The following is a 20910-nucleotide window of genomic DNA, read 5'->3' as shown; positions in this document are numbered from 1 at the left end:
CCCCGCCGCCACCCCTCGACCGACAGGGCATCGGCCGTTCTTGGTGCCGGCCCTACCCCTGCGGGCGGGCCGACACTGCACTCAACGACGGCCGCCGGGCCCGGTTACGCACGCCGGGCGGCGTCCCTCTAAAGAGGGAGCGGCTGTGGAATCGGGCACACCCCGCACCCGCCAAGTCGCAGCCTGTTCAGACCTGGTTAGGCTGCGAGCGTTGAGCCGTCCTCGCGATGGGGCAGGCGGCACGGTTGACGGAACGGGACCACTGTGGACCTGTACGAGTACCAGGGGCGCGCCCTCTTCGCCAAGCACGGGTTGCCTGTGCTCGGCGGCGGCGTCGCCGAGACCCCTGAAGAGGCCCGTGCGATCGCCGAGGAACTCGGCGGCCGGGTTGTCATCAAAGCCCAGGTGAAGGTCGGCGGTCGTGGCAAGGCCGGCGGCGTGAAGCTCGCCGAGGGCGCCGACGAGGCGACCAGCCACGCCACCAACATCCTCGGCATGGACATCAAGGGCCACACGGTCCACAAGGTGATGGTCACGACCACCGCCGACATCGCCGAGGAGTACTACTTCTCGTACCTGCTGGACCGGGCGAACCGCACGTTCCTGTGCATCGCCAGCGTCGCCGGTGGCATGGAGATCGAGACCGTCGCGCACGACGCGCCGGAGAAGGTCGCCAAGGTCGCGATCGACGCGGTCAAGGGCGTCGACGAGGCCACCGCCCGCGCGATCGTTGAGCAGGCGAAGTTCCCCGCCGAGGTCGCCGACCAGGTCGTGGCGATCGCGGTCAAGCTGTGGCAGGCGTTCATCGCCGAGGACGCCACGCTGGTCGAGGTCAACCCGCTCGCGAAGACCGCCGACGGCACGGTGCTGTGCCTCGACGCGAAGGTGACCCTCGACGAGAACGCGGGCTTCCGCCACGCGGACCACGAGGCGCTCGAGGACAAGGCCGCCGCCGACCCGCTCGAACAGGCGGCCAAGGCCAAGAACCTCAACTACGTGAAGCTCGAAGGCAACGTCGGCATCATCGGCAACGGCGCGGGCCTGGTCATGTCGACGCTCGACGTCGTCGCGTACGCCGGCGAGGGCCTCGGTAGCAAGCCCGCCAACTTCCTCGACATCGGCGGCGGCGCCAGCGCCCAGGTCATGGCCGACGGTCTTGAGATCGTGCTCGGCGACCCGGACGTGAAGAGCGTGTTCGTCAACGTCTTCGGCGGCATCACCGCCTGCGACGCGGTCGCCAACGGCATCGTGCAGGCCCTGCAGCTGCTCACGGACCGCGGCGAGACGGTGTCGAAGCCGCTCGTGGTCCGCCTCGACGGCAACAACGCCGAGGAGGGTCGCCGGATCCTCGACGACGCCGCCAACCCGCTGATCGAGCGGGTCGACACGATGGACGGGGCGGCCCGCCGCGCCGCCGAGCTCGCAGCGAGTGGGGTGTAACGACCATGGCGGTATGGCTGACCGAGTCCAGCAAGGTCATCGTCCAGGGCATGACCGGTGCCGAGGGCTCCAAGCACACCCGGCGGATGCTCGCCGCGGGCACGAACGTGGTCGGCGGCGTCAACCCGCGCAAGGCCGGCACGCAGGTCGACTTCGACGGCACGAAGCTGCCGGTCTTCGCCAGCGTCGCCGAGGCGATCGAGCAGACGGGCGCCGACACGAGCGTCATCTTCGTCCCGCCGGCGGGCACCAAGTCCGCGACGCTCGAGGCGATCGACGCGCAGATCCCGCTCGCCGTGGTGATCACCGAGGGCGTGCCGGTGCACGACACCGCGAACTTCTGGGCGCACCTGCAGTCCAGCGGTAGCAAGACCCGCGTCATCGGGCCGAACTGCCCCGGCATCGCCAGCCCCGGCAAGTCCAACGCGGGCATCATCCCCGCCGACATCACCGGCCCCGGCAAGATCGGCCTGGTGAGCAAGTCGGGCACGCTGACCTACCAGATGATGTACGAGCTGCGCGACATCGGCTTCTCGACGTGCATCGGCATCGGCGGCGACCCGGTCATCGGCACCACGCACATCGACGCGCTCGCCGCGTTCGAGGCCGACCCGGAGACCGCGGCGATCGTCATGATCGGCGAGATCGGCGGCGACGCCGAGGAGCGCGCGGCCGACTTCATCAAGGCCAACGTGCGCAAGCCGGTCGTCGGCTACATCGCCGGCTTCACCGCGCCGCCCGGCAAGACCATGGGCCACGCCGGCGCGATCATCTCCGGCTCGGCGGGCACCGCCGACGCCAAGAAGCTCGCCCTGGAGGCCGCCGGCGTCCGCGTCGGCAAGACCCCCACCGAGACCGCCAACCTGATGCGGGACCTCGTCAAGGCACTGTAAAAGCAAATTCAGGACGGCCGGGGTGAGTGACCGGCCGTCCTGTCTTTGACAGAGTTAAGAGCGATGCCCACCACCCCAGAGGAACCAGACGAAAGGGCGCAGACCCGGCTGGCCGAGCGGGAGACCGTCCGCCTGCCGATCCAGCGGCGCTCCACCCGGGGCCGGCCCCCGGGGCGGCGCCCTGCCCGGCGTGCCCCACTGATCCTCGCCGCCACCGTCACCACGCTGTGGGCTGCGGTGGTGACGCTCGTGCCGACCCTCGTCGTGGTGTGGCTCCTGCACGCCGTGGACAGCTCCGGCGCGCCCCTGATGCAGATCCTGCGCGTCGGCGCGGCCGGCTGGCTGCTCGCCCACTGGGTCGCGCTGGACACCGGGATCGGCCCGCTCTCCCTGGCGCCGCTCGGGCTGACCGCCGTCGCCGTCTGGCGCGTCTACCGGGCCGGCGTGCACACCGCCCGCGCCGTCGGTGCCCGGGCCCGCCAGCCCGGCGGTGCGTGGAGCCCCTGGCCCGCCGCGCGGGCCGCCGGGTGCATCGCCGTCGTGTACGGGCTGCTCGGCGCCATCGTCGCGATCGTCGCCGGTCACAAGGGCGTGGACGTCTCAGTCGTCGGCGCCGGGTTCACGTTCGCCGGGTTCGGGCTGCTGGCGGGCGGGCTCGGCGCGTTCGTCGAGGCCCGCGCGATCGCCCGGCTCGCCGGCCGGCTGCCGGGCGTCCTGCGCGACGCGACCCGCACCGGTGCCGTCGCGGCGCTGCTGATCCTCGGCGCGGGCGCGGCGGTCGCGGGGATGGCGATCGCGGTCAGCGCGAGCGACGCCGGCCAGATCATCGACGACTACCACACCGGCGTGGCGGGGCAGGTCGGGCTCGTCGTCCTGTGCGGCTTCTACATCCCGGACGTCGCGGCGTGGAGCGCCAGCTACCTCGTCGGCCCCGGGTTCAACATCGGCGCGGAGACGACGATCAGCGCCGCCGAGGTGTCGATGGGCCGGCTGCCCGCGGTGCCACTGCTCGCCGGGCTGCCGTCCACGCCCGCGACCGGCTGGGCGCCGCTGCTGCTCGGCCTGCCCCTCGCCGCGGCGCTGGTGGCGGGCTGGCTGCTGGCCCGCCGGTCGCTGCGCAGCGACACCGGGCGCGGCTGGCTGCCGCTGCTCGGCGCGGCGGCCCTCGCCGGACCGGTCGCGGGGCTGCTGCTCGGGCTGATGTCCGTCGCGGCGAGCGGGTCGGTCGGCGCCGGCGGGCTGGAGGTGGTCGGCCCGCGGGCGGGGGAGGTGGCGTTCGTCGCGATGCTGATGGTGACGATCGGCACAGTCCTCGCCACGGCCGCCACGAAGATCGCGCTGCGGGTCCGGCAGGGCAGCCCCTGACCGTTTCCGGTTGCCGTCGCCGGTACGAGTCGCCGCCCGGACGAGCCGGCGACGTGTGAGCTCCCCTGTGCGGCACGCGGATCAGCAGCACCGGCCGGCAGGTCCCGGTCGCCCATTCGGCGAAGCGCCCTGAGTCGGGCGTCGCGCTACCGGTACAAGATGAAAAACGCAAACAGCCCGGTCGCTGCGGACAGCGGACCGGGCGATTGCGTCGTGCGCAGGGGGTGGGCTAGTAGGTGTAGAACCAGCCGCTCGCCGCGCCCGCGAAGTACAGCACCCAGATGGCGATCTCGATCACGACGCCGACGGCGCCGGTGATGATGCCGGCGAGGGCCATGCCGCCGTTGTTGGCCAGGCCCTGCTTGACCTTCTGCTGGCCGAGGTAGCCGAGCACGATCGCCGCGGCGCCGAGCAGGAGGCCGATGTAGCAGCAGGCGAACGGGATCGACACGATGCCGAGGATCATCGAGACGAGGCCGAGCGTGTTCTGCGGCTGCTGCTGCCCGTAGCCGGGCTGCTGGTAGCCGGGGGTGCCGTAGCCGGCCGGCGGGTACGCGCCGCCGGAGGTGGGGTAGCCACCGCCCGACGTCGGGTACGGGGTGCCGGACACCGGCGGCTGCTGCGCGTACGGGTCCTGGTAGGCCGGCTGCTGCGGCTGCGCGTAGGGGTCCTGGTACGCGGGCTGCTGCGGCTGGGCGTAGGGGTCCGGCTGCGGCTGCCCGTACTGCGGCTGGCCGTACTGCGGCTGCTGACCGTAGGGGTCCTGGTACGGCTGCTGCTGCCCGTACGGATCCTGGCCCTGTGGTGGGTAGCCCATTGCGGTGGCTCCTAAGGCTGGGGACGTCTGTTGCTCCGTGTTCGCATCAGGTTAGTCCCGAGGGTGATACGGAACTTCGGCAGCGTACTGGCCAGGATCAAATCTTCGCAGTGGCAGAACGGTGGAACATCGGCAACTTGCGGCTTTCATCGCCATATGTCACCCGGCCCGACGCTGAGCAGGGCCGACCCGGTCGGTAGAGTTTCACGGTGACCGTTCGGCTTGTCGTGCTCGTGTCCGGCTCCGGCTCCAATCTGCAGGCACTCCTCGATGCTTCCGCGGACCCTTCCTACGGTGCCACGGTCGTGGCCGTCGGGGCGGACCGGCCCGACATCGAGGGTCTGGCCAGGGCCGCCAAGCACGAGGTGCCGACCTTCGTGGCGGCCGTGCCGTCGTTTCCCACCCGGGACGAGTGGGACGCGTTCCTGACGGCGTCGTGCGCCGGGTTCGCCCCCGACCTGATCGTCTCGGCCGGGTTCATGAAGCTGGTCGGGCCGCGGTTCCTCGCCTCATTCGAGGGGCGATACGTGAATACGCACAATGCGCTGCTCCCGGCGTTTCCGGGCATGCACGGGCCGCGTGACGCGCTCGCCTACGGGGTGAAGCTCGCCGGCGCCACGCTGCACTTCGTCGACAGCGGCGTCGACACCGGGGCGATCATCGCGCAGGTCGCGGTGCCCGTCCTCGACGACGACACCGAGGAGACCCTCCTCGAGCGGATCAAGGTGGCCGAGCGCCGCCAGCTGGTCGACACCGTCGGCCGGATGGCCCGCGAAGGCTGGACCGTCAACGAACGAAAGGTCAGGTTGGGTCGTGGCTAACCGCCGTCCCATCAGGCGCGCGCTCATCAGCGTCTACGACAAGACCGGGCTGGAGGACCTCGCGCGCGCCCTCGCCGGCGCCGGCGTCGAGCTCGTCTCCACCGGCTCGACAGCGGCCCGCATCGAGGCGGCCGGCCTGCCGGTCACCAAGGTCGAGCAGCTCACCGGGTTCCCGGAGACGCTCGACGGCAGGGTCAAGACCCTCCACCCGCGGGTGCACGCCGGGCTGCTGGCCGACCTGCGGCTCGAGTCGCACGCCGCGCAGCTCGCCGAGCTGTCGATCGAGCCGTTCGAGCTGCTCGTCTCCAACCTGTACCCGTTCACCGACACCGTCGCGTCGGGCGCGTCTGACGACGAGTGCGTGGAGCAGATCGACATCGGCGGGCCGGCGATGGTGCGGGCGGCGGCGAAGAACTTCCCCTCCGTGGCCGTTGTGACGTCGCCCGCTTCATACGGCGCCGTTTTGTCCGCTCTGTCCTCCGGCGGTTTTTCGTTGGACGAGCGCCGCGCGCTTGCTGGTGTCGCTTTTGCGCACATTGCCGAGTACGACGTTGCGGTGGCGGCGTGGTTCGCGCGGGAGAGTTCGGACTTTTCTGGCACGGCGCTGCGTCGTTCGGCGACGCTGCGGTACGGCGAGAACCCGCACCAGAGCGCCACGCTCTACGTGGACCCGGCCGCCGCGCCCGGTCTCGCGCAGGCCGAGCAGCTCGGCGGCAAGGAGATGTCCTACAACAACTACGTCGACGCCGACGCCGCCTGGCGCGCCGCCCACGACTTCACCGAGCCGTGCGTCGCGATCATCAAGCACGCCAACCCGTGCGGCATCGCGATCGGCGCCGACGTCGCCGAGGCCCACCGCAAGGCGCACGCGTGCGACCCGGTCAGCGCGTTCGGCGGGGTGATCGCGGTCAACGCGCCCGTCACCATCGACCTGGCGAAGCAGATCAGCGAGATCTTCACCGAGGTCGTGGTGGCTCCGGCGTACGAGGAAGGCGCCGTCGAGGTCCTCACCGCCAAGAAGAACCTGCGGGTCCTGCGCGCCCCAGCCTGGACGCCCGCCCCCGTCGAGTCCCGCCAGATCTCGGGCGGTGTCCTCGTGCAGGCCGCCGACCGCGTCGACGCGCCCGGCGACGACCCCGCCAACTGGACGCTGGTCACGGGCTCCGAGGCCTCGCCCGAGGTCAAGCGGGACCTCGAGTTCGCCTGGCGGGCCGTGCGGGCCGTCAAGTCCAACGCGATCCTGCTCGCCTCCGGCGGCGCGACCGTCGGCGTCGGCATGGGTCAGGTCAACCGGGTCGACTCCGTGCGCCTCGCCGTCTCCCGCGCGGGTGACCGGGCCGCCGGCTCCGTCGCCGCCTCCGACGCGTTCTTCCCGTTCGCCGACGGGCCGCAGGGGCTGATCGAGGCGGGCATCACCGCCATCGTGCAGCCGGGCGGTTCGATCCGCGACGAGGAGGTCATCGAGGCCGCCCGCGCCGCCGGGGTCACGATGTACCTCACCGGGACGCGGCACTTCTTCCACTGAGCACTGTTTGCGGTTTTTTGCGGGCCCGGCTTTTTGCCGGGCCCGTTGCTCATGGTGTCGTGATCTTCGCCGGTACCGGTGCGCCGAAGTACATCGCCACCGCGTCGCTCACCGCATGGGCGCCCTTGCCGAGGGTGCCGCTCGCGCCCTGCTCGTACATGGCGGCCACGACGTACCGCTCCCCGGCGCCCGCGAACCCGACGGTGTGCGTCACCCAGACCGTCTTGCCGTTGACCGGCTTCTGCGCCCAGCCGTCCTTGTTGCCGGGGCTGAGGGTGCTGCCGGCGGCCCACACGCCCCAGCGCTGGTTGCTCGCGACGTTGCGCAGCGTCTTCGTGAGGTAGGCGCGGTCCGCCGGGTCGAGCTTCTCCAGCACGTACCCCATGAGCGCCTGCAGATCGTCGGCGCTGCACCGCAGGTTCCGCCAGAACGTGTCGTACCCCGGGACCACGCTCAGGGTGCGCATGCCGAACTTCTGCTGAAAGCGCCCGAGCATCCCCGGCCCGTCGTACCGGTTCCACAGCGCGGTCGCGGCGTCGTTGTCGGAGCTGATCAGCGCCTTGTCGAGGTTGGCCCGGTCGGTGCCGTCCAGCGTGATCGCGCCCTGCCGGTGCCGGTCGAGCAGGTCGGTGGCGATCGCCAGCTTGATCGTCGACGCGGTCCAGGTGGTGGCGGTCGTGTTGCCCGCCTTCCACACCGTGCCGGTCTGCCGGTCACGGATCACGACGCCGAACGTCCCCGGCTGCTGCTTCACGAACGCGGCGGCGCTGGCTTCTCTGCTACCTGCGCTCGCTTTCACCGTGGGGCTGGCGCTCGCGCTCGCGCCCGCCTGCCGCGCCCCGACGCCGGCCTCCGCCGCGCCGGCGCTGACACTCTCGCTGGCCGGCGCTTGGCTGGCGTTCTGCGGTGCTTTGTCGCTTCCGCACGCCGCGAGGGCGAAGATGGTGAGGAGAGGGACAAGCCACCGCCGGACGGACACCCCCGGAACTCTAGCGGCAGGATCAACCCCGTGACGGCAACGCTGCCCGCCGGCAAGGCCACCGCGGCCGCCATCAAGGCCGAGCCCCGCTTCCGGTCAAGGCCCTCACCGCAGGCCCGATGACCAGAGCCATGCTCCTCGCCAACGTCGTCACCCTCGCCGACCACCACTCTTTCTGAACGCCGGGGAGAAGCCCGTTTCGTGATGGCGGCGGCAAGCGTCCTCTGAGTAGACCCGGCGACGTAAGGATCAGCGCCGGAGCATGCCCCGGTCCAGCAATCGCCGCCGCTCGCACATGAAGCCGCAGCGGCCAATCGGGCGAGCCGGGCCGTACTTGCCGGTCGTGGCGGGCATGTCGGCAGGACGATGCCGTATTGCGGTATTGCCGTTCGCCGGGCTGCCGAGTCGCGGCCCGCAGGACGGTGCCGAGTCGCTTGCCGTCAGCGGGGCCAGCGCGTGCTCATGGGCCGGCTTGCTGGGCTAGCCGGACAAGCCCGCCAACCCTGCGCTACCTGCCAACCTGCGCCTTGCTGCCTGCCAAGCGGGCTGAGCAATCGCCTGCCGGCTCGGCCGATTGCTGCCCGCCCACGCGTTGACCGGTCGTCTGCTGAGCGATGCAGGCCTGGCCTGCCGGGTCGAGCAGATCGCTGCCCGCCGACCAGGGCGGCCCGCTGCCCGCCGACCAGGGCGGCCCGCTGCCCGCCGACCAGGACGGCCCGCAGCCCGCCCGACCCGGGGTAACGGGCCTGCTGCCCGCCGGGTGGGGCGACCCGCTCCACTTCAGGCGATGTGCGCCGGGGCCGTTGCACGCCAACCGGCCCGCCCGTTGCACGCCAACCGGCCCGCCCGCTGCCCGCCGGGTGAGTTGGCCCGCTTCGTTCGGGCGATGCGGGCCCGATCCGCTGCCCGCCGGCTGGGACGGGCCGCTTCACCTCGGTGATGCGGCCCGGCGGCGGTGGACGTCGGGCTGCGGGCGGGGCGGGGTGCGGCTGTCCGCGGGGTGCGACGGGTCAGGTGACGCTCAGGTACAGCTCGGTGGCCTTGTCCTCCCTGGTGGTGACGACGGCGTGGGCGGGGGTGGCGGCGACGGAGACCTCGGGGCAGCGGGTGGGGCAGGTGATGGTGCGGTCCTCGGTGGCGCTGCCGTCGGTGGTGCGGGCGCCGATCAGCCGGAGGCGGCCGTCCGGGGTGCGCCAGACGACGTACGCCTTGTCGGCGGTGGTGGTGGCGGTCAGAGGCTGGTGGGAGCCGAGGCCCGGCAGGCCGACATCCCACTTGACGGTGCCGGTGTGCGGGTCGACGGCGGTGAGGTGGGCGCGTTCGCCGCTGGGCTCGGCGTACAGGAGCAGGCCGGACGGCGTGGCGACGGCTAAGGCGCCGGCGGGGTCGTGGCGGGTGCCGACGGTGCCGGTGACGGCGTCCATGAAGACGGCGCGGCGCGGGGAGGTGCCGGTGATGGTGACGAAGCCGTCGCCGGTGGAATGGACGCGCAGCTCGGTGGCGCTGCGCTGGACCGTGTGCCAGGACCAGCGCTCCGCGCCGGTGGTGGCGGTGAGGCCGACGGCGACGTCATCGACGCCCTGGGCGCGGCAGCGCAGGGCGACCGCGACCGTCTCGGCGGTGGTGGCGAGGTCGGTGACGTCGCAGGGGCCGCCGTTGCGCGCGGGGGTCCACCGCCACAGGAGCGTGCCCGTGGTCGCGTCGATGGCGAGCAGGTCGCCCGCACCGATGCCGGCGCTGGCGAGCACGACGGTCTTGCCCGCGCCGTGGACGGATGCCATTTTCCCGGAGGTGTACCGGCCGGAGAAGCGCACCTGACCGCTGCCGGCATCCAGGGCCGCGACGAGAACGCCGTCGTCGGTGCCGAAGACCACGACGACCGTGCCGTCCACTAAACCGGCGGTCTGGGTCGGCAGGTCGGAGCGCAGGTAGCGCCAAGCGACGGCGCCGCTGGACAACCACACGGCCCGCACGCCGTCCTCGGCCCGCACGATCGCCAGCTGGTCGTGGACGCCGACGAGCTGCACCCCGACATATGGCAGCGGCCAGGTCTGGTCGCCGCCGGCCGGGGGCGGGTCGCCGGCCGTGGTTGAGTCGACGAAACGACCCTCGCGGGCATAATCGACGCCGAATCCGGCCACGATCACCAGTACGACACCCGCTGCGGCAATCGCGAGCCACGGTCGGGTGGCAGACGGCAGCGCGCCTGGCCCGGAGGCTGTGAGCAGCACCCAGCCGAGGGCAGCCGCGGCCGCGCCCGCGACGGTGACAGGGCCGCCGAGCCCGACGCCCGCGCTCGGCTCGACCAGCCTGGCGAGGCCGACGGCGACCAGGGTCGCGGCGAGCCCGGCGACGGCCGCGACGGCCGCGGTCAGGCGGAAGCGGCGCGGCTCGGCCCGCGTGTAGGCGACGCACAGCCCGCTGATCAGCGGCCCGAGGAACACGATGCCGGCGACCGTCACCAGGTCGGGGTGGCGGCTGCCGGCGATGGTCCAGGGCAGCACGAGGCCGGCGATGACGGCGATGGTGCCGAGGGCGATCGCCAGGAGGCCTGCGCCGCGAATCACGGGGTTCACGGGAACAGGATGCCGGGTACCTACGACAATTTCACGCGGCGCTTCTGCCGGTACGCGGCGGACTTCGCCCGGTTCTGGCACGCGAGCGAGCAGAACCGCCGCGACGTGTTCTTGGTGACGTCGAGGAAGTAGGCGTCGCACGCCTCGGCCTCGCACGTGCCCAGCCGGTGCGTCTGCCGGGTGCCGACGAGAAACGCCAGGCTGGTGGCCGACTCCGCGGCCCACGCGTCGACGACGTTGGCGTCGACGGCGTGGAAGGCGAGGACGGCGGCTCCGTGCAGGTTGGGCACCGCGCCGTGATCGGCGAGCACCTCGTTGAGCGCGCGGGCGGCGCTGTGCAGGTCGCCGGCGATGCACGCGTCCACCGCGACCCGCAGCCGGACGGCGGCTTCGGTCAGGACGTCGACGTCGGCGCCGGCCAGCGGGAACTTCTGCCACCGTTCGCTCTCGGCCAGGTCGGTGAACGCGTCGCCGATCCGCTGGTCCACGCCGAGGTGGCGGCCTTGTCGCGGCGTCACTGTGAGGTCGTTGACCAGGTCCAGGCACAGTTCGACGTGCTTCAACACGTAACTGTCTATCTCGCCTTGACCAGTGATGCCCATCCCAGCTAACGTCACTGGCATAGCTTAACTTGGCAGTGACGGGGAGAGGCGCGATGCAGTTCGAATTCACCGACGCCGGCCGCATCCTGGCTGGCATCGCCCTGCTGTCGATCGTGACGATCGAGGTCGGCGGCTGGTTCCTGACCAAGATCGTCCGGGGCGACGTGCCGATGACACCGTTCCAGCAGGCCTTCGCCCGTGCCGGGCACGCCCACGCCGGCGTCCTGGTCACCCTCGGGCTCGTGGGCATCCTCTATGCCGACCTGGCCCGCATCGACGGGGTCCTCGGTTGGCTCTCCCGAGGCGGTGTGCTGGCTGCCGCCATCCTTATGTCGGGCGGGTTCTTCGCGGCGTCGGCGGGCAAGGGGCGCACCGCGCCCAGCAAGGCCATCGTGATGGTCTGGATCGGCGCGTTGTCGCTCGCGGCGGGCGTGCTCAGCCTGGGGGTCGGGGTCCTCGGCTCGTGATCCGCTCGATGCAGTACGCTCGTACTGCTAAGCGAAGCAAGCCCGCGAGAGGAGCGCCCGGCCGATGGCGAAGATCAAGGTAAACAACCCTGTCGTCGAGCTCGACGGCGACGAGATGACCCGCATCATCTGGAAGCAGATCCGCGAGCAGCTGATCCTGCCGTACCTCGACGTCGACCTGAAGTACTACGACCTGTCGATCGAGTACCGCGACCAGACCGACGACCAGGTCACGATCGACGCGGCCAACGCCATCAAGGAGCACGGCGTCGGCGTCAAGTGCGCGACGATCACCCCCGACGAGGCCCGGGTCGAGGAGTTCAAGCTCAAGAAGATGTGGCGGTCGCCGAACGGCACCATCCGCAACATCCTCGGCGGCGTCGTCTTCCGTGAGCCGATCATCATGTCCAACGTCCCGCGGCTCGTCCCGGGCTGGACCAAGCCGATCATCATCGGCCGTCACGCCCACGGCGACCAGTACAAGGCGACCGACTTCGTCGTGCCCGGCCCCGGCAAGGTCACCGTGACCTACACCCCTGAGGACGGTGGCGCGCCGATCGAGTTCGAGGTCGCCAAGTTCCCCGGCGGCGGTGTCGCCATGGGCATGTACAACTTCGACGACTCCATCCGCGACTTCGCCCGCGCCTCGCTGCGCTACGGTCTCGACCGCGGCTACCCGGTCTACCTCTCGACCAAGAACACGATCCTCAAGGCCTACGACGGCCGGTTCAAGGACCTCTTCGCCGAGGTCTTCGAGACCGAGTTCAAGGACGAGTTCGCGGCGGCCGGCATCACGTACGAGCACCGCCTCATCGACGACATGGTCGCCGCCGCCCTGAAGTGGGAGGGTGGCTTCGTCTGGGCCTGCAAGAACTACGACGGCGACGTCCAGTCCGACACCGTCGCGCAGGGCTTCGGGTCGCTCGGCCTCATGACCAGCGTCCTCATGACTCCCGATGGCAAGACCGTCGAGGCCGAGGCCGCCCACGGCACCGTCACCAGGCACTACCGCCAGTGGCAGAAGGGCGAGAAGACCTCGACCAACCCGATCGCGTCCATCTTCGCCTGGACGCGCGGCCTCGCCCACCGTGGCAAGGTCGACGGCACCCCCGAGGTCACCGCGTTCGCGAACACCCTGGAGCAGGTCTGCGTCGACACCGTCGAGGCCGGCCAGATGACCAAGGACCTCGCGCTGCTCATCTCCCGCGACGCCCCGTGGCTCACCACCGACGAGTTCATGAACGCGCTCGACCAGAACCTCGCGAAGCGTCTCGCCGGCTGATCAGCACGACCACGACGGACCGGCCGGGGTGTCCCGCGCGGACACTCCGGCCGCCCGCACTGCCCGACGGATCGCGTCGCCGACGGCCCCGGCCGCCGCGGCGCTGACAGAGGAACACCACCGCCGCAGCGCGGTGACGAGCAGCGCGACCCGTCCGAGCGGGTCGAGCCGCACCAGCCGCCCGCGCGGTCCCGCCCGCGCGTTGAGGACCGCGGTGAGGACTGCCGCCGCAGGAGCGCGGTGATGAGCGGTGTGGGCCGTGAAGGTGCGCCCAGCCTGGCCGGTATCCCGCGTGGTGCTGTCCGCGGTGCGAGCCGTCCGAGTGCGTCGAGCCGGGCCGGCCGTCCGCGTGTCGAGGAACTGCCGCCGCGGGAGTGCGGTGTGGGCTGTGAAGGTGCGCCCAGTCGGGCCGGTATCCCGCGTGGTGCTGTCCGCGGTGCGAGCCGTCCGAGTGCGTCGAGCCGGGTCGGCCGTCCGCGTGTCGAGGAACTGCCGCCGCGGGAGTGCGGTGTGAGTTGTGAGGGTTCGCCGAGTCGGGCCGGAATCCCGCGTGGTGCCGTCCGTGGTGAGGAATGCTGCCGAAAGCAGTGCGGTGGCCAGTGGTGTGAGCTGTGAGGATGCGCCGAGTCGGCCGGTATCCCGCGTGGTGCCGCCCGTGGTGAGGGCCGCCACCGCGGCGGTGTGGGGCGAGCCGGGCCAGCATCTCGTGCGTTCTGGTTCGGCGGAGATGTCGGGATCGGTGACCCGAATTCTGCGGAGCCTGTTCGAGACTGAGCGCCTTGGGCGGGTCGCGGTGCCAGGTGTTGTGCAGGCAGGTGGCACGAGGTCTGGTCGGGCAGGACGGGCTGCCCGGGCGGCGGCGTGGCTCGCCCGGGGACACGAGCGTCAGGGTTCGGGCGAGCCGGGGGCGGGTGGGGTCAGATGCCGTGGCCGCGGCGGTGGAGGGCGCCCAGGACGCTTTCGACCTTGACCACGCCGGTGACGGCGGCCAGGGCGATGGCGGCGCGGGGTTCGCGCCAGTTGGAGCGCATGGCGGCCTTGGTCCAGAGCCAGGCGTCGCGGCGGTTGCCGGAGGCGGCGGACCAGCAGGCGAGCTGGCCGTAGACGCGGCCGGCGCCGGTGCCGGAGCCGGCGATCTCCGGGTGGCGGGTCATCATCCAGCGCAGGGAGGCCATCTTGGTGGCGTACTCGTAGGCGAACATCGACGTGCGGCCCCACAGGACGCGGACGAGGGGCTCGTCGACGTGGACGATCTCGCCGCGCTTGGCGGCACGCAGGAGCAGGTCCCAGTCCTCGTTCTGACTGCCGGGGGCGTCCTCGGCGACGAGGCCCATCTCGTCGTCGGCGAAGACGAAGCGGCGTACCAGGAACGTCGATGAGTGCAGCATCGACATCCGCGACCGGATCAGGTCGTCGAGGCCGACGAGGGACGCCCCCGCCAGGCGGGGGGTGAGGCGGTCGCCGAACTCGACCTCGATCGCCGCCGTGCAGAACTCCGCCTGCGGTCGCTGCTGCAACGCGTGCACTTGCCGCCGCAGCTTCGTCGGGGTCCAGGCGTCGTCGTCGTCGCAGAACGCGACGAGATCCGTGTCCAGGGCGACGATGCCGGTGTTGCGGGCGCCGGCGAGGCCGGGCTTGCGCAGGTTGGGCAGCACGTCGAGCGGGCGGTCGCCGCCGCGGCACAGGCCGGCGTCGGGGTCGTGCTGGTCGAACACCACGATGGTGCGCACGGGTCCCGGGTAGTCCTGGGCGACGATGCCTTCGACGGCGCGGGCGAGCAGTTCAGGGCGGTTTCGCGTCGGTACGACCACACCCACGCTGGGCCAGTGACCGGTGGTGTTCATCGGGCCCCCCGGTAGCCGTACATGCCGAGCAGCGGTGCGGTGAGCGCGCTGACGACCCGTCGCTGCCGCCCGGGCAGTGCGGTGCGCCAGGCGTCGTCGCGGCGTAGCGGGACCGGGCCGACGGTGAAGCGCATCGGGTTGCCGGCGGCGCTGTGGCACGGCCCCAGCTCGGCGGTGCCGCCGTGCAGGAAGTCCATCCCGCCTCCCGCCAGATCGGCGAAGTCCGAAATTTCCGACAGTACCGTCGCCGGGGAGTCCAGCAGCGACTCGTAGCGGACGCGCATCACCGGTACGCCGCAGCGGTGCAGGACCGACAGCGCGGTGTTGTGCGCGTTCCACAGCAGGGCCGACCGGCTGGGCGAGTAGCGGGTCATCTCCTCGGCGCCGTCGGTCTCGGGCCGCCGCACCTTCTTCGTCCAGGAGTACGCGACGCCGCGGCTGTCCCGCACCACGTGCACGACGCGCAGGTCGATGCTCGGCGCGAACCGCAGGCAGTACGCCAGCGCCGCGTGCTTCGAGGAGTCGACGAGCACCTGGGCCCCGGAGACGACCGCCGCCGCCTCGTACAGCCGCGCGTACCAGTCCGCGTACTCCTCGACGAGCAGCCGGTGGGAGGGGCTCATCCGTACACTCGCCAACCGCGGAATGTGTCGGGTCCGCTCCACCGCGTGCCGCAGCGCGAGCACCCGCCACACGTCGACCTGCTGCCAGCCGCCGAACGCCTTCTCCCCGACCGCCTGCCAGAAGTCGCAGGACGAGAAGTGTGCCCCGCAGGCGCAGCGCTCGTCACCGGCGACATCGCGCTCCCACAGGTGGACGACCTCGCCGAGCGGGCACACGCCGGGCAGCTCGCCGAGCAGGCGCTCCAGCAGGGTGGTCCCGCTGCGCCCGAGCCCGCCGAGGAACAGAACGCGTACCAACCGTCCTCCTTGGTCGTTTTGGTAGATATGCCAGCTGTGCTGGCATCTGTTACCTCTAACGACGAATTACGGATGAACGATGCTGCACACCAGAGCACGCTGGCGGCGGGTCCCTCTCGGCGGCCTCTCCGTGGACCCGTTGACCGAGGCCGAGGTCGTCTCGCACGTACGGTCGGCGCTGGCCCGTGGCGAGGGCGGCTGGATCGTCACGCCGAACGTCGACATCCTGCGCCACGTGTCCCGCGACCCGCACCTGCGCGCCCAGCTCCGGGAGGCTGACCTGGTCGTCGCCGACGGCACGCCACTGGTCTGGGCGGCCCGCCTCGCCGGCTGGAACCTCCCCGCCCGCGTCACCGGCTCCGACCTCATCTGGTCGCTGTCCCGCGCGCTCGCCGCCGACGACCACGGCGTCTTCATCCTCGGTGGCACCCCCGGCGACCTCGGCGAGGACGACGGTGCGCACCGGGCCGCACTGGTCCTCGCCGACACCTTCCCGGGCCTGCGGATCGCCGGCACGCTCTGCCCGCCGTTCGGCTTCGACAAGGACCCGGCCACCCTCGCCGAGGTGTGCGACGCGGTCGTCGCCGCCGACCCGCGGATGGTGTACGTCGGCATCGGCTTCCCCCGCCAGGAGCACCTCATCCGCCGCCTCCGGGCCGCCCTGCCCCGCACGTGGTTCCTGGGCTGCGGCGCGGCCGTCAACTTCGTGGCCGGCGACATCCAGCGCGCGAACCCGGCGATGCAGAAGGCCGGCCTGGAGTGGCTCGACCGCCTGGCCCGCGAGCCCCGCCGCCTGGCCCGCCGCTACCTGCGCGAGGACGCCCCGTTCGCCGCCGCCCTCCTCGCCCGCTCACTGCACCACCGCCTGACCCACCGCCCCGCCCACCGCGCCTGACCCGCCGAACCTCTGATCGAAGGATGCCCCTGGCCGCGTCCACGACCGCTGAACGACTTGGATCACGGTGGCCGTGGTCGGATGCCCTTTGACGCCGGCGCACGACCCAGCGGTGGATGGTGATCCACGGACGGTCCTGGCCGCGGAGGCAACCGCTGGACGACGCGGATGTCGGTCGTTGCCGTGGCCGGGTGGAGTTTGGTGGTCGTGCAGGGTCCGGCGTTGTTGATCGAAGGACGGTCGTGGTCGCGGGCGTGGCCGTTGGGCGACTTGGATCAATGAAGGGTTTGTCCAACGGCGGTGGCGACAGATCCGGCACGATCCGAACGCATTGCCATGACTGTGGGCCAACGACGGCACGCAACGCGCGGGCGTCCGGAGTGTTGGGCACCGGTGATGAAAGCCGGCGGAAGCACCGAATGATGCCCTCGACGGCGCGGGACCAGGTGTGGACGGTGGCCGGGGAGCATCACCGCGACCACGGCACGAACCGTGCCCACGCCGCCCGGGACGCGCAGACGGAGTCTGTGCGTGGCCATCGGCCGAGGCGGGCGCGACCGTTACACCACACGGCACAACGGCACCCGCACGCGGACACCGTAAGCCGGGCGACCAGAGCGAAGCGCACCGCGGGAACGGTTGATCCAAGGACGACCCTGGCCGTCCGGACAGCCACCACGCGACTTGGATCACGAGCATGGGCGGCGGCCGGCGGCCCAGCGGTCGTCGGGTCTGCGGGCGGCGGGAGCGGGCTGCCGGGGAAGGGGAGGCGGTCAGGCGGGGACCGGGTCGCCGAGGACGGTTTTGAGCAGCTCGGCGGCCCAGTCGAGCAGCTGGGTGTCGCGCATGGGCTCGCCGCCGATGCGGCGGGTGGAGGGGCGGGGCAGGGAGACTGTGTCGGCAGCGGACTTGTAGACCGACTCCGGGTAGAGGCGCTTGAGCCGCAGCTGCTTCGAGTCGGCCAGCTGCAGCGGCCCGAAGCGCACGTGCTTGCCCTGCAGTGACACGTCCGTCAGGCCGTAGGTGCGGGCGAGGAACCGGAACCGCGCGACCGCGAGGAGGTTCGCGACCGGCAGCGGCGGCTCGCCATAGCGGTCCTTCATCTCGGCGATGATCTCGTCGAGGGCGGCGCCGTCCTTGGCGCCGGCGATCTTGCGGTAGATCTCCAGGCGGAGGCGCTCGGCGGAGATGTATTCCAGCGGCAGGTGGGCGTCGACCGGCAGGTCGATCTTGACGTCGGGCTCCTCCTCCTCGGGGCGCTCGCCCTTGAACTGCTGGACGGCCTCGCCGACCATCCGCACGTACAGGTCGAAGCCGACGCCCTCGATGTGGCCGGACTGCTCGCCGCCGAGAAGGTTGCCGGCGCCGCGGATCTCGAGGTCCTTCATCGCGACATACATGCCGGCACCGAGCTCGGTGTGCTGCGCGATGGTGGCGAGCCGCTCGTGGGCGTGCTCGGTCAGCGGCTTCTCCGGCGGATACAGGAAGTACGCGTAGGCACGCTCACGGCCACGGCCGACGCGGCCGCGGATCTGGTGCAGCTGGGAGAGGCCGAGCAGGTCGGCGCGCTCGACGATGAGGGTGTTGGCGTTGGGGATGTCGATGCCGCTCTCCACGATCGTGGTGCAGACGAGGACGTCGTACTCCTTCTCCCAGAAGCCGACCATGATCTTCTCGAGGGCTTCCTCGGTCATCTGGCCGTGGGCGACCGCGATCCGCGCCTCGGGGACGAGCTCGCGCAGCTTGCGGGCGGCGCGCTCGATCGACTCGACCCGGTTGTGCAGGTAGAAGACCTGGCCGTCGCGGAGCAGCTCGCGGTGGATGGAGGCGGAGACCTGCTTGTCGTCCTGCGCGCCGACGAACGTGAGGACCGGGTGCCGCTCCTCGGGCGGGGTCGCGATCGTCGACATCTCGCGGATGCCGGTGATCGCCATCTCCAGGGTGCGGGGGATCGGGGTGGCCGACATGGTGAGCACGTCGACGGAGGCCCGCAGCTGCTTCAGGAACTCCTTGTGCTCGACGCCGAAGCGCTGCTCCTCGTCGACGATGACCAGTCCGAGCTGCTTGAACCGGGTCGCGGTCTGCAGCAGCCGGTGGGTGCCGATGACGATGTCGACGGTGCCGTCGGTGACCTTCTCCATGGTCAGCTTGGTCTCGGTCGGGGTCTGGAAGCGCGACAGCTGCCGCACCTCGACCGGGAACTGCGAGACCCGCTCGGAGAACGTGTTGAAGTGCTGCTGCGCGAGCAGCGTCGTCGGCACGAGCACGGCGACCTGCTTGCCGTCCTGCACGGCCTTGAACGCGGCCCGGACCGCGATCTCGGTCTTGCCGTAGCCGACGTCGCCGCAGATGAGCCGGTCCATCGGGGTCGACTTCTCCATGTCGCCCTTGACCTCTTCGATCGCGGCGAGCTGGTCGGGCGTCTCCTGATAGGGGAACGCGTCCTCCAGCTCCCGCTGCCAGGGCGTGTCGGCCCCGAACGCGTGGCCCTGCGAATTCTGCCGGACGGCATACAGCTGGATGAGCTGCGCGGCGATCTCCCGGACCGCCTTGCGGGCCCGTGACTTGGCCTTCTGCCACTCGGAGCCGCCCATCTTGTGCAGGGCGGGCGTCTCGCCGCCGACATAGCGCGACAGCTGGTCGAGCTGGTCGGTGGGCACGAAGAGCCGGTCGCCGGGCTGGCCGCGCTTGGTGGCGGCATACTCCAGGACCAGATACTCCCGGTCGGCGCCGTTGACGGTGCGCTGCACCATCTCGATGTAGCGGCCGATGCCGTGCTGCTCGTGCACCACGTAGTCGCCGGTGCGCAGCTCAAGAGGGTCGATCTGGTTGCGCCGCCGCGAAGGCATCTTGCGCATGTCCTTGGTGGACGCGCCCCGGCCGCCGGAGATGTCGGTGCCGGTGATGATCGCCAGCCGGGCGCCCTCGTCCAGGTAGCCGTTGCCCAGCGAGCCGGTGGTGACGGTGACGACGCCCGGGTCGGGCAGCGAAGCGATGCCGTCGACCAGCACCACACCCAGGCCGGCATCGCGCAGCACCTCGACGGCACGCTGGGCGGGGCCGGAGCCTTCGAAGACCAGCGCCAGCCGCCATCCGTCACCGGCGAGCCGTTTCAGGTCGTCGACGACCCGGGCGGTCTCACCGTGATAGAGCGGCGCGGGCTGCGCCGGCAGGGTGATCGAGATGGCGTCGTCGGAGACGACGACAGGAGCGTCCTCGCCGGCCCGCCAAGGCTCATCAACCAGATGATCAGCGGAAGGAGCAAGCGAAAAGGCGCTCAGCGACCACCACGGCAGGCCGAGCGACGCGGCCGCCGCGCGCACCTCCGCCAGGCTCTTGAACGCGGCCGCGCCCAGGTCGATCGGCGCCTTCCCGCCGACCGCGGCGGCGGCCCAGCTCGCCTCCAGGAACTCCTCGCTGGTGCGGACCAGGTCGTGCGCGCGGGTGCGGATGCGCTCGGGGTCGCACAGCAGCACGTGCGTGCCCGCCGGCATGGTGTGCAGGACCAGCTCGAGGGAGTCGGTGTCGCCGAGCAGCGCGGGCGCCAGGGACTCCATGCCCTCGACGGGGATGCCGCCGGCGAGCTTGTCCAGCAGCTCCGCCAGCTGCGGGTGGTCGGTGGACAGTGCCGCGGCCCGGGCCCGGACCTCGTCGGTGAGCAGCAGCTCCCGGCACGGTGGCGCCCACAGCCGGTCGACCGTCGCGATCGTGCGCTGGTCGGCGACCGCGAACGAGCGGATCTCCTCGACCTCGTCACCCCAGAACTCCACCCGCAGCGGGTGCTCCTCCGTCGGGGGGAACACGTCGAGGATTCCGCCGCGGACCGCGAACTCGCCGCGCTTGGTGACCAGGTCGACCCGCGCATACGCCAGGTGCGCCAGCCGCGCCACGAGGTCGTCGAGGTCGGCGGATCCGCCGGGGACCAGCTCGACGGGCTCCAGGTCGCCGAGCCCCTTGAGCTGCGGCTGGAGCACCGAACGGACCGGGGCCACGACGACCCGCGGCAGCCCGGAGGAAGGGGTGGGGTGGGCGAGCCGCCGGAGCACGGCGAGCCGCCGCCCGACCGTGTCGGAGCGGGGGGAGAGGCGCTCGTGCGGCAGGGTCTCCCAGGCCGGGTAGACGACCACGTCGGCGGGGTCGAGCAGGCAGCCGAGCGCGGCGGCCAGGTCCTCGGCCTCCCGGCCGGTGGCGGTGACCGCGAGGACGGGGCGCTCCGCCGCCACGACCGCCGTCACGAAGGTGCGCAGCGCCGGCGGCGCGGTCAGCTCGACCTGGTCGCTGTGGCCGCCCCGGGCCAGGTCACGGGCGCGGGCGAGCGCCGGGTCGGACAGTGCGGCGGAGGTGAGACCGGCCAGTCTTGGCATTGGAGCAACCCATCTGCACGGCAAACAACCCCGGCGCCCAGGAAGGACGGGGGTATGTCGAGCGGTACCCAGCCTATCCCTGGGGTATGACAAAACAGAGTTGAGACCTGACTCACCGGA

15 protein-coding genes are annotated in these 20910 nt (G+C 71.6%); 8 read left to right on the top strand and 7 right to left on the bottom strand.

The features are described from left to right. Window positions 1-264 precede the first annotated feature (264 nt). From sucC to ABD332_RS11330, 3 genes are all read left to right on the top strand, one after another. Window positions 265-1440 carry an ADP-forming succinate--CoA ligase subunit beta gene (gene sucC, locus ABD332_RS11340; RefSeq protein ID WP_344501771.1) on the top strand — a complete coding sequence of 392 codons (1176 nt, stop codon included), beginning with the start codon at window positions 265-267 and terminating at the stop codon, window positions 1438-1440. 5 nt (window positions 1441-1445) lie between these two features. Then, the gene (sucD, locus tag ABD332_RS11335; RefSeq protein ID WP_344501770.1) at window positions 1446-2333 is read left to right on the top strand and encodes a succinate--CoA ligase subunit alpha; all 888 of its coding nucleotides are present in this window, start codon (window positions 1446-1448) and stop codon (window positions 2331-2333) included. 63 nt (window positions 2334-2396) lie between these two features. Continuing rightward, window positions 2397-3698, top strand: coding sequence for a cell division protein PerM (locus ABD332_RS11330; protein ID WP_344501769.1), 1302 nt, complete (start codon window positions 2397-2399; stop codon window positions 3696-3698). 229 nt (window positions 3699-3927) lie between these two features. Here the strand turns inward: ABD332_RS11330 and ABD332_RS11325 are convergent, their stop codons facing one another. After that, window positions 3928-4515, bottom strand: coding sequence for a DUF4190 domain-containing protein (locus ABD332_RS11325; RefSeq protein ID WP_344501768.1), 588 nt, complete (start codon window positions 4513-4515; stop codon window positions 3928-3930). A gap of 209 nt (window positions 4516-4724) precedes the next feature. Between ABD332_RS11325 and purN the strand changes: the two genes are divergently transcribed. Further along, complete coding sequence (gene purN / locus ABD332_RS11320) at window positions 4725-5336, top strand: phosphoribosylglycinamide formyltransferase (RefSeq protein WP_344501767.1); 612 nt, start codon at window positions 4725-4727, stop codon at window positions 5334-5336. After that, window positions 5329-6861: a bifunctional phosphoribosylaminoimidazolecarboxamide formyltransferase/IMP cyclohydrolase gene (gene purH / locus ABD332_RS11315; protein ID WP_344501766.1), complete on the top strand. Its 1533-nt coding sequence runs from the start codon at window positions 5329-5331 to the stop codon at window positions 6859-6861. Before purN ends, purH begins: the two co-directional genes overlap by 8 nt. Window positions 6862-6910: 49 nt before the next feature. Here purH and ABD332_RS11310 read toward each other — a convergent pair whose 3' ends face one another. The 3 genes from ABD332_RS11310 to ABD332_RS11300 all read right to left on the bottom strand — a co-directional run bounded on the left by ABD332_RS11310 (window position 6911) and on the right by ABD332_RS11300 (window position 10979). Continuing rightward, on the bottom strand, window positions 6911-7840 hold the full coding sequence (locus ABD332_RS11310; protein ID WP_344501765.1) for a serine hydrolase: 930 nt from the start codon (window positions 7838-7840) through the stop codon (window positions 6911-6913). Window positions 7841-8850: 1010 nt separating this feature from the next. Beyond that, a complete protein-coding gene (locus tag ABD332_RS11305; protein WP_344501764.1) occupies window positions 8851-10416 on the bottom strand; it encodes an outer membrane protein assembly factor BamB family protein in 1566 nt (521 codons plus the stop codon). A 20-nt stretch (window positions 10417-10436) separates the two neighbouring features. Beyond that, the gene (locus tag ABD332_RS11300) at window positions 10437-10979 is read right to left on the bottom strand and encodes a CGNR zinc finger domain-containing protein (RefSeq protein ID WP_344501763.1); all 543 of its coding nucleotides are present in this window, start codon (window positions 10977-10979) and stop codon (window positions 10437-10439) included. Window positions 10980-11071: 92 nt separating this feature from the next. On the opposite strand from ABD332_RS11300, the gene ABD332_RS11295 reads away from it, so the two are divergent. Continuing rightward, entirely contained in the window at window positions 11072-11485 is a 414-nt protein-coding gene (locus ABD332_RS11295; RefSeq protein WP_344501762.1) for a hypothetical protein, read from the top strand. 64 nt (window positions 11486-11549) lie between these two features. Beyond that, a complete protein-coding gene (locus tag ABD332_RS11290) occupies window positions 11550-12767 on the top strand; it encodes an NADP-dependent isocitrate dehydrogenase (RefSeq protein ID WP_344501761.1) in 1218 nt (405 codons plus the stop codon). Between the two features lie 917 nt (window positions 12768-13684). Here ABD332_RS11290 and ABD332_RS11285 read toward each other — a convergent pair. Then, window positions 13685-14611 carry a glycosyltransferase family 2 protein gene (locus ABD332_RS11285; RefSeq protein WP_344501760.1) on the bottom strand — a complete coding sequence of 309 codons (927 nt, stop codon included), beginning with the start codon at window positions 14609-14611 and terminating at the stop codon, window positions 13685-13687. Beyond that, on the bottom strand, window positions 14608-15531 hold the full coding sequence (locus ABD332_RS11280; RefSeq protein WP_344501759.1) for a sulfotransferase: 924 nt from the start codon (window positions 15529-15531) through the stop codon (window positions 14608-14610). Before ABD332_RS11280 ends, ABD332_RS11285 begins: the two co-directional genes overlap by 4 nt. 79 nt (window positions 15532-15610) lie before the next feature. Here ABD332_RS11280 and ABD332_RS11275 point away from each other — a divergent pair, with 79 nt between their 5' ends. Then, entirely contained in the window at window positions 15611-16426 is an 816-nt protein-coding gene (locus tag ABD332_RS11275) for a WecB/TagA/CpsF family glycosyltransferase (RefSeq protein WP_344501758.1), read from the top strand. Between the two features lie 773 nt (window positions 16427-17199). Here ABD332_RS11275 and mfd read toward each other — a convergent pair. Next, window positions 17200-20790 carry a transcription-repair coupling factor gene (gene mfd, locus ABD332_RS11270; protein WP_344501757.1) on the bottom strand — a complete coding sequence of 1197 codons (3591 nt, stop codon included), beginning with the start codon at window positions 20788-20790 and terminating at the stop codon, window positions 17200-17202. Window positions 20791-20910 lie beyond the last annotated feature (120 nt).

Origin of the sequence: Dactylosporangium maewongense, assembly GCF_039531485.1 — a bacterium.
Lineage (GTDB): Bacteria > Actinomycetota > Actinomycetes > Mycobacteriales > Micromonosporaceae > Dactylosporangium > Dactylosporangium maewongense.
Note: the sequence above shows the minus strand (reverse complement) of the source record. Positions and strands in the feature narration are given on the sequence as shown.